Source organism: Mesorhizobium sp. RCC_202, from assembly GCF_041355295.1.
GTDB lineage: Bacteria > Pseudomonadota > Alphaproteobacteria > Rhizobiales > Rhizobiaceae > Mesorhizobium.
On sequence record NZ_JBFUPO010000002.1, the window covers coordinates 328,352 to 340,765 of the forward strand.

13 protein-coding genes are annotated in these 12,414 nt (G+C 63.3%); 5 read left to right on the forward strand and 8 right to left on the reverse strand.

What is annotated here, in order from left to right; translation table 11 throughout:
• Window positions 1-46 precede the first annotated feature (46 nt).
• Window positions 47-916 (reverse strand): helix-turn-helix domain-containing protein, encoded by an 870-nt coding sequence (locus AB6802_RS05830; protein ID WP_371009063.1) that lies wholly within the window; start codon window positions 914-916, stop codon window positions 47-49.
• A 175-nt stretch (window positions 917-1,091) separates the two neighbouring features.
• Between AB6802_RS05830 and AB6802_RS05835 the strand changes: the two genes are divergently transcribed.
• A complete protein-coding gene (locus tag AB6802_RS05835) occupies window positions 1,092-2,333 on the forward strand; it encodes an MFS transporter (RefSeq protein WP_371009064.1) in 1,242 nt (413 codons plus the stop codon).
• A 71-nt stretch (window positions 2,334-2,404) separates the two neighbouring features.
• Here the strand turns inward: AB6802_RS05835 and AB6802_RS05840 are convergent, their stop codons facing one another.
• Window positions 2,405-3,247, reverse strand: a complete 843-nt coding sequence (locus AB6802_RS05840) for an alpha/beta fold hydrolase (RefSeq protein ID WP_371009065.1) — start codon at window positions 3,245-3,247, stop codon at window positions 2,405-2,407.
• A gap of 147 nt (window positions 3,248-3,394) precedes the next feature.
• Here AB6802_RS05840 and AB6802_RS05845 point away from each other — a divergent pair, with 147 nt between their 5' ends.
• Window positions 3,395-3,835, forward strand: a complete 441-nt coding sequence (locus AB6802_RS05845; protein WP_371009066.1) for a MarR family winged helix-turn-helix transcriptional regulator — start codon at window positions 3,395-3,397, stop codon at window positions 3,833-3,835.
• Window positions 3,836-3,974: 139 nt separating this feature from the next.
• Here AB6802_RS05845 and AB6802_RS05850 read toward each other — a convergent pair whose 3' ends face one another.
• The 6 genes from AB6802_RS05850 to AB6802_RS05875 all read right to left on the reverse strand — a co-directional run bounded on the left by AB6802_RS05850 (window position 3,975) and on the right by AB6802_RS05875 (window position 9,409).
• Entirely contained in the window at window positions 3,975-4,736 is a 762-nt protein-coding gene (locus AB6802_RS05850) for an ABC transporter ATP-binding protein (protein WP_371009067.1), read from the reverse strand.
• Between the two features lie 17 nt (window positions 4,737-4,753).
• Entirely contained in the window at window positions 4,754-5,752 is a 999-nt protein-coding gene (locus tag AB6802_RS05855; RefSeq protein ID WP_371009068.1) for an ABC transporter substrate-binding protein, read from the reverse strand.
• Between the two features lie 41 nt (window positions 5,753-5,793).
• On the reverse strand, window positions 5,794-6,642 hold the full coding sequence (locus tag AB6802_RS05860) for an ABC transporter permease (protein ID WP_371009069.1): 849 nt from the start codon (window positions 6,640-6,642) through the stop codon (window positions 5,794-5,796).
• Between the two features lie 24 nt (window positions 6,643-6,666).
• Window positions 6,667-8,031, reverse strand: coding sequence for an LLM class flavin-dependent oxidoreductase (locus tag AB6802_RS05865; protein ID WP_371009070.1), 1,365 nt, complete (start codon window positions 8,029-8,031; stop codon window positions 6,667-6,669).
• Window positions 8,032-8,067: 36 nt separating this feature from the next.
• Entirely contained in the window at window positions 8,068-8,625 is a 558-nt protein-coding gene (gene msuE, locus AB6802_RS05870; RefSeq protein WP_371009071.1) for an FMN reductase, read from the reverse strand.
• Between the two features lie 139 nt (window positions 8,626-8,764).
• Window positions 8,765-9,409 (reverse strand): glutathione S-transferase family protein, encoded by a 645-nt coding sequence (locus AB6802_RS05875; protein WP_371009072.1) that lies wholly within the window; start codon window positions 9,407-9,409, stop codon window positions 8,765-8,767.
• Between the two features lie 259 nt (window positions 9,410-9,668).
• Here AB6802_RS05875 and AB6802_RS05880 point away from each other — a divergent pair, with 259 nt between their 5' ends.
• The 3 genes from AB6802_RS05880 to pth all read left to right on the forward strand — a co-directional run bounded on the left by AB6802_RS05880 (window position 9,669) and on the right by pth (window position 12,339).
• Window positions 9,669-10,445: an alpha/beta fold hydrolase gene (locus AB6802_RS05880; RefSeq protein ID WP_371009073.1), complete on the forward strand. Its 777-nt coding sequence runs from the start codon at window positions 9,669-9,671 to the stop codon at window positions 10,443-10,445.
• A 490-nt stretch (window positions 10,446-10,935) separates the two neighbouring features.
• The gene (locus AB6802_RS05885; protein WP_371009074.1) at window positions 10,936-11,580 is read left to right on the forward strand and encodes a 50S ribosomal protein L25/general stress protein Ctc; all 645 of its coding nucleotides are present in this window, start codon (window positions 10,936-10,938) and stop codon (window positions 11,578-11,580) included.
• A gap of 36 nt (window positions 11,581-11,616) precedes the next feature.
• Entirely contained in the window at window positions 11,617-12,339 is a 723-nt protein-coding gene (gene pth, locus AB6802_RS05890; RefSeq protein WP_371009326.1) for an aminoacyl-tRNA hydrolase, read from the forward strand.
• Window positions 12,340-12,414 lie beyond the last annotated feature (75 nt).

Sequence of the window (12,414 nt, forward strand, 5' to 3'; positions counted from 1 at the left end):
GAAATTCACCCGAAAAGCCACGGCGTCCCTGACGCTGGCTGAAATTTCAAACGGCAGCAGGCCCACCTATGCGGCGCAGGTTTCCATCGGTATCGCGCGCGCCGCGCATATAGCCGCGCGGCGCGGCGCCGAGCATGCGCTTGAACATGGTGATGAAGGCCGGCACGCTGTCATAGCCGAGATCGAGCGCCACCCGGGTGATCGGCTCACCGTCTGCAAGCCTTGGCAAGGCGGCGAACAGGCAGGCCTGCTGGCGCCACGTCGACAGCGACAGCCCGGTCTGGCGATGAAAGGCGCGGGTGAAGGAGCGACGGCTCATGCCCGCGGCATTCGCCCAGTCGTCGATCGTCGCGTGCGGCGAAGGTGCCGCCACGAAACGCCGGCACAGCGCCGCCAGCTTCGGATCGGACGGAAATGGCAGGCCGAGCGGCCGCTCCGGCAAGGTCGGGATCTCGTGCAGCAGCAAATTCATGATCAGCCCGCCGCGCCCTTCCAGCTCGCCGCCTTGCGGCAGCTTTTCCGATTCGACGATCAGGCTGTGCATCAGCTCGGTGACGCCGACCACGCGCAAGCCTTCGGGCAACCCGGGGATCGCGCCCGGCATGACATAGACCGAGCGCATCGAGACATCGCCCAGCATTTCGACGGAATGCTCGGTGCCGGCGGGAATCCACATGGCGTGGTCGGGGGGCACCATCCAGCGGCCATGCCGGGTCGTCACCAGCACGACGCCAACCAGAGCATGCAGCAATTGGCTGCGGCTGTGGCGGTGCTGCGGCACGTGATAGCCGTCCGGATATTCGGTCGGCAGCGCCACCGCCGGCCCGGATACCTCCTCCAGCCACTGCCAGCGGCTTTCGTGCAGCCGGCCGAGCTCGGCATTGCCGGCCCGGAAAATTTCCCTGCCATGTGGCATCGGCTATGGCCCACTTGCGAAACTATTGGACCAAACCACGAAAGAATTCGCGCGGCAAGCGGCTTATAAGGCATCCGTCCACAAGGCGCTTCAGACGAGCGTCCTTAAGGCGGTTCGCGAAGCGGCCGCCAAGCCTGCCTGCGGTTCGCCGCCAAAAAGACCACGGAGCATTGCCTTGACTGATACGACCGCCACCTCTGTCGCCGCGCCGGCGACGGCAAGCAACACGTCGGCGCAAGCGACGGCCTTCGCCGTCATCCTTTCGGTGAGCTTTTGCCACGGTATCAACGACATCATGCAGTCGCTGCTGCCGGCGATCTATCCGCTGCTCAAAGGCAATTACGGTCTCGATTTCTGGCAGATCGGTCTTTTGACTTTCACCTTTCAGGTCACCGCCTCGCTGCTGCAGCCGGTCATCGGCATGGTAACCGATAAGCGGCCGATGCCCTATTCCTTGCCCTGGGGCATGGCTTCGTCGCTGATCGGCTTGGTCGTGCTGGCTTATGCCGGTCACTATGTGCTGCTTCTGGTCGGCGCCTCGCTGATCGGCATCGGCTCGGCGATCTTCCATCCGGAATCCTCGCGCATCGCCCGCTTTGCCTCGGGCGGCCGCTTCGGTCTGGCGCAGTCGCTGTTCCAGGTCGGCGGCAATTTCGGCCAGTCGATGGGCCCCCTGCTCGCCGCCTTCATCGTCGTGCCCTTCGGGCAGACCAGCATTTCCTGGTTCGCCATCGGTTCGCTGATCGGCATCTTCGTTCTTTGGCAGGTTGGCGGATGGTACAGCCGCATGCGCGCCTCGATGGCCACTCGCAAGCAGGTCGCTCATGTGTCGCCCTTCCCGCGCAAGAAGGTGATGGCGGCACTTGCCGTGCTGACGCTGCTGGTGCTGACCAAGAACGCCTACATCGCCTCGCTTTCGAGCTACTACACCTTCTACTCCATTCATAAGTTCGGCGTTTCGGTGCAGATGAGCCAGGTCATGCTGTTTCTGTTCCTCGGCGCGTCGGCATTGGGCATCCTGCTCGGCGGCCCGTTCGGCGACCGCTATGGCCAGAAGGCGATGATCTGGTTCTCGATCGTCGGCGTGCTGCCCTTCACACTCGCGCTGCCCTACGCCAATTTCGAATGGACGATGATGCTGACGGTGCTGATCGGCCTGATCCTATCGTCGGCCTTCTCCAACATCGTGGTGTTCGCGCAGGAGCTGGTGCCGGGGCGTGTCGGCACGATCGCCGGTATCTTCTTCGGCTTCGCTTTCGGCATGGGCGGCATTGCGGCCGCCGTGCTCGGCGTCGTCGCCGACATGAAAGGCATCGATTTCGTCTTCCAGATCTGCTCGTACTTGCCGTTCCTCGGGCTGCTGACGGTATTCCTGCCCAACATGAAGGAAGCCAGGAAGGCGCAGCTGGCGACCTAAACCTGCCGAGCCCGAATTCATACAAAAAGGCACCCGTCAGTCGACGGGTGCCTGTTCTGCGTCGAAGGACCTTATGCCTTGAAGAAGGCCAACAGGTCGGCGTTGATGATATCCGCATGGGTTGTCGCCATGCCGTGCGGGAAGCCCTTATAGACCTTGAGCTCGCCCTTCTTGAGCAGCTTGACCGAGAGCAGCGCAGAGTCGGCGATCGGAACGATCTGGTCGTCGTCGCCATGCATCACCAGCACCGGCACCTCGATTGCCTTCAAATCCTCGGTGAAGTCGGTCTCCGAGAAGGCCTTGATACAGTCGTAATGCGCCTTGGTGCCGCCCATCATGCCCTGACGCCACCAATTCTCGACGACCGCCTGCGAAACTTCGGCGCCGGGACGATTGAAGCCATAGAACGGCCCGGCCGCAACGTCGTGGAAGAACTGGGCGCGGTTCGCGGCCTGAGCGGAGCGGAAACCATCGAAGACTTCGATCGGCAGGCCGCCAGGATTGGCCGGGGTCTTCAGCATGATCGGCGGCACCGCGCCGAGCAACGCCGCCTTGGCGACGCGGCCGCCTGAGCCGTATTTGGCCACGTATCGCGCCACCTCGCCGCCACCGGTCGAATGGCCGACATGGATGGCGTTCTTTAGGTCGAGATGTGCGGCAAGTTCCGCGACATCGGCCGCATAGGTGTCCATCTCATTGCCGATATCGGTCTGGGTCGAGCGGCCATGGCCGCGCCTGTCATGGGCAATGACGCGGTAGCCCTTCGACAGGAAAAACAGCATCTGGGCGTCCCAATCGTCACTGCTCAGCGGCCAACCGTGATGGAAGACGATCGGCTGACCCGTCCCCCAATCCTTATAGAAAATCTCGGTTCCGTCCTTGGTGGTGATCGTGCTGCTGCCAAGCTTGGTCATCTCAATCTCCATGATTTCATTTCGCGATAACTGATATCGCGATAACAATATGGCTAGCGCAGTTCGAAACCAATGTCCACAAAATATATATCGCGATATCTTTTTTCGTGGTACATAGTTTGTGACTAATCGGCAAAGGAATGCGTCGTGCCTCTCCCGTTGGACAATCAGCTGTGCTTCACGCTCTATGCCACCTCAATGGCGATCAACCGCACCTACAAGCCGATGCTGGACGAGATGGGCATCACCTACCCGCAATATCTGGTGCTGAATGCGCTGGGCGAGGCGGACGGCATATCGGTCGGCAGCATCGCGCACAGGCTCGCGCTGGAATCGAGCACCATCACGCCGCTGGTGAAGCGCATGGAACAGGCTGGCCTGGTCACCCGCCAGCGCAGCCAGGCCGACGAACGCCAGGTGCAGGTCGACCTGACCCCCGAAGGCCGCGCGCTGCTCACCCAGTGCAACTGCCTGAACGAGACCCTGATCGAGCGCTCCGGCATGACGCTTGCCGAGCTCGATGCCCTGAACCGCCAGATTCAGGCGCTGCGCAATGCGCTGAGCAGCGGCCGGGCAAGCGACGTCTAAGGTGTATTGAGATTCAGGTCAGGCCGAGTCGAAAATGGTGGCTTCCGAGAACCGGAGCGGAGCGTACTTTTTGTACGTGAGCACCGGAAGCGCAGGAAGCCGCTATTTGCAGGCCGGCCTCACCTGAATATCGATACGCCTAGTGCAGACCGAACTCGCGCAGCAGTTCCTCGCGGTAGCGCACGAAGCGGCTTTCGCTACGCTCGCGCGGACGCGGCAGGTCGATATCGATCAGCCTTGCCGCGCCGCCCTTCTCCCTGGGCAGGATCAGCACCCTGTCGGCGAGATAGATCGCCTCTTCCAGGTCATGGGTGACCATGACCATGGTGACGTTCTCCTCGCTCCAGATGCGCGCCAGTTCCTCTTGCATGGAAATCTTGGTCATGGCGTCGAGCGCCCCCAGCGGCTCGTCGAGCAGCAGGATCTCCGGCTGCACGGTCAACGCCCGCGCGATGCCGACGCGCTGCGCCATGCCGCCCGACAGCTGCCGCGGATAGGCATCTGCGAATTCGGCAAGGCCGACCAGCGCGATGTAGAAGCGCGCCCGCTCCTCGGCTTGCGCCTTCGCCACGCCACGCACCTCGAGGCCGAAGGCAACGTTGCCAAGCACGGTCAGCCAGGGCAGCAGCCTCGGCTCCTGGAAGATCACCGCCCGCTCCTCGCCAACGCCCTCGACGTGCTTGCCGTCGATCGCCACGGTGCCGTTGTTGGCGCTTTCCAGCCCGGCAAGGATGCGCAGCAGCGTCGTCTTGCCGGAGCCGCTGGCGCCGACGATGACCAGGCATTCGCCGGAGCGGATGTCGAGGTTGAGCGAGCGCAGCACGGCAAGCTGCCGCCCGGCAATGCTGAAGGATTTCGACAGGTCGCGGATCGTGACCTCGCCGCCGCGTGACGTAGCCATGCCGCCGGCCTCCGTGCTCAGTTGATCTTGGTTTCGCCGGGGCGGTAGAGAATGTCGGTTGCCTTCAGCTTGCCTTTCGGCAGCCGGCCGTCGCGCTCGAGAATGTTCACCCAGAAGTCGATGTCGCGGTCCGTCACGGCGGCCTTCTCGCGCAGACCGAAGCCGGTCCAGTAGCGCGCCAGGTCGCCGTTCTCGCCGCGCCTGTTGAGGATGCCGGCGAGCAGCTTGCGCGCCTCGTCGGGATTTTGCCTGGACCAGTCCGACGCGCGCGCCGACTGCTCGACGAAGTTGCGTGCGGCATCCGGATTGGCGGCGATAAAATCGCGCCGCAGCACGACGAACCCGCCGGCGATCTCACCGAGCACGTCGGTGTCGTTGAACACGCCGCGCACACCGCCATTGGCGACCAGTTGGCCAGCGAAAGTCGCCTGCCAATAGCCGAGCCCGGCGATGTCGACCTGATTGGAGCGCAAGGTCTGCTCGAGCTGCGGTCCCGGCACCACGACCAGCTTGGCCGCATCCGGCGGCAGGCCGACGCTGTGCAGCGCCTCGCGCACCGTGTAGTCGAGATGAGCGCCCAGCGTGTTGACCGAGATCGTCTTGCCGGCGATATCGGCGATCGATTTGATCGGGCTATCCTCAAGCACGTAGAAAACGCTTTTGACGTCCTTGTTGATGCCGTTGCTGGGATAGGCGGCGACGAAGTCGTTGCCGCCGGCAATCGAGTTGATCACCGCCGGCGTTGCGGCCGAACCGAGGTCGACACTGCCGGAGGCAAGCGCAAACAACGATTCCGGCCCACCGCCGACATAGCCGACATTCTCGAGCTCGATGCCGAGGCCTTTGAAGTAACCAAGCTCATCGGCAAGCTCGTGCGGGGAGAGGCCGCCGCGGCTGGCGAGATAGCGGATTTTGACGGGAGCGGCTTGCGAACGCGCAATCGATGGCAGGCCGGCGGCAAGGATGCCGGCGACAAGCGGTGCGCGCAACAGAAGCGACCGGCGGGTGATGCTCATGATCAGGCCTTTCCTTTTTACAACGATGTTGGGATGGCGGCTCAGGCAGCCGGATTGCTCCAGCGACAGAGCCGTCGCTGCAGGACGACCAGCGCTTGGTTGGCGATCAGGCCGAGCGCGGCAAGAATGACGATCGCCGCAAACATCAGCGGGATCTGGAAATTGTACTGCGCGTTCATCACCTGGAAGCCGATGCCCTTATTGGCGCCGATCATCTCGGACGCGATCAAGAGCAGCAGCGCCGTGGTGGCCCCTAACCGTAAGCCGACGAAGATCGAAGGCACCGCGCCCGGCAGCACGACACGGCGGAAAATGGTGAGCCGCCTGGCGCCATAGGCACGCGCCATCTCCAGCAGCTTCGGGTCGACCTCCTTGACGCCGCCGATCGTGTTGAGCAGCAGCGGAAACAGCGTCGCCCAGAAGATGACGAACACCTTGGAGGCTTCACCCAATCCGAGCAGCAGGATGAACACCGGATAGAGCGCCAGCGCCGAGGTTTGGCGGAAGAGCTGCAGGATCGGGTCGAGCGCGGTCTCCACCGTGCGCGCCTGGCCCATGACCAGGCCGAGCGGAATGGCGACGATGACGGCCGCCGTGAAGGCAAGGCCGGCGCGCTGCAGGCTGATGGCGATGTCGCCGAGCAGGCTGCCGCCGGCAAGGCCCTTCCAGAGCGCGACGACGATCGCGTCGACCGGCGGCAGCACGGCTGCGTTGACCCAGCCGCTGCTTGCCGCCACCTGCCAGAGCGCCAAGAAGCCAAGCAGCACGCCATAGCGCGACAGGATGCGCGCCGAAGTCCGGGCCAGGAGACGCAACACCTCCGTGCCGAAGTTGCTGCCACCTTCATGCCGGCCGATACCGGCCGTCCTTTCGATATGCTGCAAGGTCATCGTCGTGCCTCTCGCTTCAGGAAATCATTCGGCGGCAAGCACGGTCGAGCGCGCGACCGTCCACGGATTCTGCGGCCGTCTGAGACCAAGATTTTCGCGCAGCGTCCGGCCCTCATAAGCGGTGCGGAACAGGCCGCGCCGCTGCAGTTCCGGGATGACCAGGTCGACGAAATCGTCGAGCGCGCCGGGCAGCCATGGCGGCAGGATGTTGAAGCCGTCGGCGGCTTCTTTTGTGAACCATTCCTCCAGCTGATCGGCAACCTGAACGGCGCTGCCGATCACCGTATAATGGCCGCGCGCGGTCGCCACCCATTGATAGAGCTGGCGGATGGTGAAGTTATGCTCGTCGGCGATCTGGCGGATCAGCGCCTGACGGCTCTTCATGCCTTCGGTTTCCTTGGCTACCGGAAGCGGCCCGTCGAGCGGATAGCCTCTTATGTCGAGCGTCTGGCCGGCCAGCGCGTTGAGCAAGGCAACACCGTCCTCGGGCAAGATCAGGTCGTTGAGCTGCTGGTATTTGGCGCGCGCCTCTTCCTCGGTACGGCCGACGAAGGGCGCCACGCCCGGCATGATCAGCACCTGTTCCGGGTCGCGGCCGACTTCCGCCACGCGCGCCTTGATGTCGCGATAGAATTCCTGCGCCGTCTCGAGCTTCTGATGCGCGGTGAAGATCACCTCGGCCGAAGCCGCCGCCAGCCCACGCCCATCCTCGGACTGCCCTGCCTGTACCACCACCGGGTGGCCTTGCACCGGACGCGGCACGTTGAGCGGACCCTTGACGCTGAAATGCTCACCCTTGTGGTCGATGTCGTGCAGCTTGTCCTTGTCGTAGAAGCGGCCGGTCTGCTTGTCGCGGATGAAGGCGTCGTCTTCCCAGCTGTCCCACAGCGCCTTGACCGTTTCGACATGCTCATGCGCACGGGCATAACGCTCGGCATGGTCGGGCTGGACATCGCGATTGAAATTGCGCGCAGTGTCGTCGCCGGCGGAGGTGACGACATTCCAACCGGCGCGACCGTTCGACAGAAGGTCGAGGGAAGCGAATTTGCGGGCGAGCGTGTAAGGCTCTTCATAGGTGGTGGAAGCGGTGGCGATGAAGCCGAGATGCTTGGTCAGCGGCGCCAGCGCGGCAAACAGCGTCACCGGCTCGAAACCGGCGATCTTGCCATTGCCGCCTTCGCGGGCTCCGAGACCCACCGTCAGATTGTCGGCGAGGAAATAGGCATCGAACAGTCCGCGTTCGGCGGTGAGCGCAAGCTGCTTGTGGAACTCGAAACTGGTGGCGCCATCGGCCGGCGCATCCGGATGCCGCCACGCCGCGACGTGCTGGCCACCGCCGGGCAGAAAGGCGCCGAGCTTGATCTGTCTGGACTGGCTGGAGCGTGTCATGGCTGATCCTTCGGTTCGCAAGGAGATTGGCTGAAGTCAGGCGGCAAGTTCGATCCTGCGAGCTTCGCCGACGATGCGGGAAACCTCGGCAACGGCCTGGCGGGCGCGGGCGTGGATCGCTTCCGACGCCAGGGCGCCGTCGGCGAAATCCTTGTCGGACGCATAGATGGCGGTCGGCATGGTCAGCGCTTCGAAGAAGCCGAACAGCGGCCGCAGTTGGTGCTCGACGATCAAGGAGTGGCGCTCGCCACCGCCGGTCGCCGCCAGGATGATCGGCTTTCCGCGCAGCGATGCCGGGTCGAGCAGGTCGAACAGATGCTTGAAGAGGCCGGTGTAGCTGCCTTTGAACGTCGGCGACCCGACCACCAGCACGTCGGCGCCGATGAGCTGTTCGACGATGTCGTGAGCGGCCGGATCGAGATCGGCGAGGCGCCGCGCCGGCGGGAACGACGCGCCAAGGTCCTCAATGTCAAAGACCGCCGAGGTCGCACCGATACGGCTTGCGACGTCGCCGGCGATCTGCGTGATGAAGGCCTTGGTCTTGGACGGGCGGGTCAGATTTCCGGATATTCCCACCACCAGCTTCTTGGTCATTTTCGGGCTCTCCTCGCGGGACTTCTTCATTAAGCCTACCAATTTTGTAGAATTTAATGAGCGAGAAGATTTCAAAACGCGCCGCGCAAACGGATTGAGTTTGCGCGGACGAAGCGTTGCTTGGTTCAGTCCGTGCGGATCAGGCCTCTGCCTTGACCGGCGGCAGCTGCGGCGCCTCAAGCCCCTGGAACGGGTCGCGCCAGGCATCGATCGCTTCCAGCCGGCCGTACCAGCGGCGGATCGAGGGATAGTCGTCGAGCGGCAGTCCGGCGGCGTCGTTGAAGGGCAGGAACGTCGCCATGCGGAAGTCGGCATAGGAGATGGAGGTACCGACCAGCCACTCTCGCCCTGAAAGCTCGGGCTCGAGGACTGCCGCGGCTCGGTGGAACTGCCTGAACCCCTCCTCGACCAGCGCCTGATCGATCGGACCGAGCCCATAGCGCTGCTTGGTGCCGCGCTCGAAATGCACCATGTCGCAAGCGTAGGCGAACCGTTCCTTGCCCCAGCTGATCCAGCGGATCATATCCGGCTCGTCATCGCCGCTGCGCCAGAAATCGGAGCCGATTGCGCGCGAAAGCCGGCAAGCGATGGCGTCGGCCTCCCAAAGGCTCCATCCCGAGCCGACCAGGATCGGCAAGGTCAGATTGGGGTTGAGCACGTGGTAGGCCTCGGCCGCGCCCGGCGCCATCGGCGAGGCAAATTCGAACGTCACATCCGCCTTGAGATAACGCGCCGCCGCCACCGCGAGGCGGGGATTGGGATTGCGGCTGAACAGGAGCTTCATATCGGGTTCCCACGGATTGGTTGAAACAACTGCCGCAGGACGGTTGAAACCCGCCCGATCCTACATCACGGAAACCGAAGGGGCGCGACCACCACGTTGCTCCGCCGGCAAGACCGAGGCTCGCATCACGAAGCGGTGACGGCTGTAACGATGGCTCGGCAGGCCGCGAAGACTGGACATAGGCGCCGGGCGAAGCATTGCGGCGTGTCCCAGCCGAAGTCTGGGCGCGATCTGCCAACCTCTCAAGGAATCCACGTTCATGTTGAATAGGCGTACTTTCTCCACCGCGCTTGTCGCCGGGGTGGCGACGAACATACTGGCCGGCTCCGCCAAGGCGCGAGCCCAGACAGGCCCCAAGGTCAGCAATGTCGTGCTGGTCCATGGCGCCTATGCGGATGGCTCGTGCTGGTCGGAAGTGGTTGGCTTGTTGCAGCAGGCAGGCCTCAATGCAACCGTCGTCCAGCACCCGCTGACCACGCTGGAGGCGGGCGTCGAGGCAACGCGCCGTGCGATCGCTTTGCAGGATGGACCGACGATCCTTGTCGGGCACTCCTTTGCCGGCATGATCGTCAGCGAGGCAGGGATGGATCCAACAATTTCCTCGCTCGTCTATGTCGCGGCGCGCGCACCGGATGCGGGCGAAGATTATACGGCGCTCGCCAAGACTTTTGCGGCGCCGCCCGCCTCCGCCGGCCTTGTCTGGTCCGCGGGCTATGGTAAGCTGAGCGAGGAGGCCTTCTTGCGGGACTTCGCCGGTGATATTGCCCGCGAGAAGGCACGCATCCTCTATGCTGTCCAGGGACCGATCTCAGACAGGCTTTTCTCAGGAAGGACAACCCAGGCGGCCTGGCGCTCGAAGCCAAGCTGGTATGCTGTCTCGACCGAGGATCGCACCATCAACCCGGATCTCGAGCGCTTCATGGCCAAACGTATGAACGCCAAGACCATCGAGGTAAAGGCGAGCCATTTGTCGCTGATCTCTCACCCGCGCGAGATCACCCAACTCATCTTGCAAGCCGCAGGGCAGCTCAGTTAGAGCAATTCCAGGTGTGAAGCGGTTTTCCGTCCGGAATTGCGTCCAAACAAGGAACATAGAGCAGGTCGCCGTTTATGGGAAACGGTGAACTGCTGTAGTCAGGTTGGCCGGGTCTGGGCGACATGGAGTTTCAACCGCCTCGGGACCGGCCTGTCCGAATGGCACGGTTCCATGCCGGCTGTTCGGCCGTGCAGTGTGGCCTCTGGTCACGCCAGTGCAGAGAACGTAGTAAACCGCTGAAATCTGCGGATGCAGCTCTTCCCCGGCCCCGGCTTGCGCCTCCGGCCGCCTTCCGCTATAGAGCCGCCACCCGCGTAGACACCCTTGGAGGCAACGCGGCGGAAGGCCGGCCAGGCCTCGCATGATCCCCAAAGCATTTGGATCGCCAAAAGCATTTGGAAAGCTCGTGCAAGGCCGCGACGGCTTTCGACGTTTACGGCTGGCCTCGTGCCTGCCGCAAGCGGCTCCACAACACGCGAAAGGAAATGCCATGAGCCACGATGCTTATGAGCTGAAAGCCGAAGCGCGCGAACAGGTCGGTAAGGGGTCCGCCCGTGCAGTTCGCCGCAACGGTAAAGTGCCTGCAGTTATTTACGGCGACAAGCAGCCTCCCCTGGCGATTGCGCTGAACTACAAGGACATCTTCTACAAGATCCACGGCGGCGGGTTCCTGACCACGATCGCCACGATCGACGTCGACGGCAAGAAGATCCAGGTCCTGCCGAAGGACTTCCAGCTTGATCCGGTCAAGGACTTCCCGGTCCATGTCGACTTCCTGCGCATCGGCAAGGACACCGAAGTCAATGTCGACGTGCCTGTCCACTTCATCAATGAGGACAAGTCGCCCGGCATCAAGCGCGGCGGCGTGCTCAACATCGTTCGCCACGAAGTCGAATTCCACTGCCCGGCCAATGCGATCCCGGAATTCATCACCGTCGATCTCACCGGCGCCGACATCGGCGATTCGATCCACATCTCGGCGGTCAAGCTGCCGGCCGGCGTCAAGCCGGTCATCTCCGATCGCGACTTCACCATCGCGACCATTGCCGGCTCGTCGGCGATGAAGCCGGAGACCGAAGAGACGGCGGAAGTAGCAGCGCCGGAACCGGCGGCTCCTGCTGCCGAAGAGAAGTAATTTTCGAGCCCGGAGCTTGCGATGCCAGACAAGACAATGCTTGTCTTTGCAGGCCTCGGCAATCCGGGCGCGAAATACGAAAACAACCGGCACAATGTCGGCTTCATGGCGGCGGACGCGATTGCCCGCCGCCATTCTTTTTCGCCCTGGTCGCGCAAATTCCAGGGCCTGATTTCCGAAGGCACGCTCGGCGGCGAAAAAATCCTGCTGATCAAGCCGCAGACCTTCATGAACCTGTCGGGACAGTCGGTTGGCGAAGCCCTGCGCTTCTACAAGCTTGGCCCGGATGCCCTCACCGTCTTCTATGACGAGATCGACCTTGCCGCCGGCAAACTCAGGATCAAGGTCGGTGGCGGTTCCGGCGGCCACAACGGCATCCGCTCGCTCGACCAGCATGTCGGCAATGCCTACCGCCGCGTGCGCATCGGCGTCGGCCATCCCGGCGTCAAGGAGATGGTGCAGGGCCATGTTCTGGGTGATTTCGCCAAGGCCGATCGCGAATGGCTGGATGTCCTGCTCGACGCGATCGCCAACGACGCCGCCTTGCTGGCCAAGGGCGACGACAATTCCTTCATGAACCGCGTTACGCTGGCGCTCCGCGACAAACTCGTGCCGACCGGCGACGACGATCGCCCGCCGCCCAAGGCGCCGAAGGCGCAAAGCCATGTCCGCCAGGCGCGCCCTCAGCAGGCGCCGGCCAAGCTGCCCGAAAGCGGCCCGATGGCCGCGATGCTGAAGAAGCTGTTCGGCAAAGACTGAAGCTGCGGCGTCATGCAGGCTGTCACGACGGGAAAGCTTGAATTCGCTCAGGACCCCCTCTCTGGTGAACATGTC

Excerpts from the sequence above, each read along its gene's own strand:
- AB6802_RS05830 (WP_371009063.1), bottom strand. The coding sequence starts at position 916 with ATGCCACATGGCAGGGAAATTTTCCGGGCCGGCAATGCCGAGCTCGGC.
- AB6802_RS05840 (WP_371009065.1), bottom strand. The coding sequence starts at position 3,247 with ATGACCAAGCTTGGCAGCAGCACGATCACCACCAAGGACGGAACCGAG.
- AB6802_RS05850 (WP_371009067.1), bottom strand. The coding sequence starts at position 4,736 with ATGGCTACGTCACGCGGCGGCGAGGTCACGATCCGCGACCTGTCGAAA.
- AB6802_RS05855 (WP_371009068.1), bottom strand. The coding sequence starts at position 5,752 with ATGAGCATCACCCGCCGGTCGCTTCTGTTGCGCGCACCGCTTGTCGCC.
- AB6802_RS05860 (WP_371009069.1), bottom strand. The coding sequence starts at position 6,642 with ATGACCTTGCAGCATATCGAAAGGACGGCCGGTATCGGCCGGCATGAA.
- AB6802_RS05865 (WP_371009070.1), bottom strand. The coding sequence starts at position 8,031 with ATGACACGCTCCAGCCAGTCCAGACAGATCAAGCTCGGCGCCTTTCTG.
- msuE (WP_371009071.1), bottom strand. The coding sequence starts at position 8,625 with ATGACCAAGAAGCTGGTGGTGGGAATATCCGGAAATCTGACCCGCCCG.
- AB6802_RS05875 (WP_371009072.1), bottom strand. The coding sequence starts at position 9,409 with ATGAAGCTCCTGTTCAGCCGCAATCCCAATCCCCGCCTCGCGGTGGCG.
- AB6802_RS05880 (WP_371009073.1), top strand. The coding sequence starts at position 9,669 with ATGTTGAATAGGCGTACTTTCTCCACCGCGCTTGTCGCCGGGGTGGCG.
- AB6802_RS05885 (WP_371009074.1), top strand. The coding sequence starts at position 10,936 with ATGAGCCACGATGCTTATGAGCTGAAAGCCGAAGCGCGCGAACAGGTC.
- pth (WP_371009326.1), top strand. The coding sequence starts at position 11,617 with ATGCTTGTCTTTGCAGGCCTCGGCAATCCGGGCGCGAAATACGAAAAC.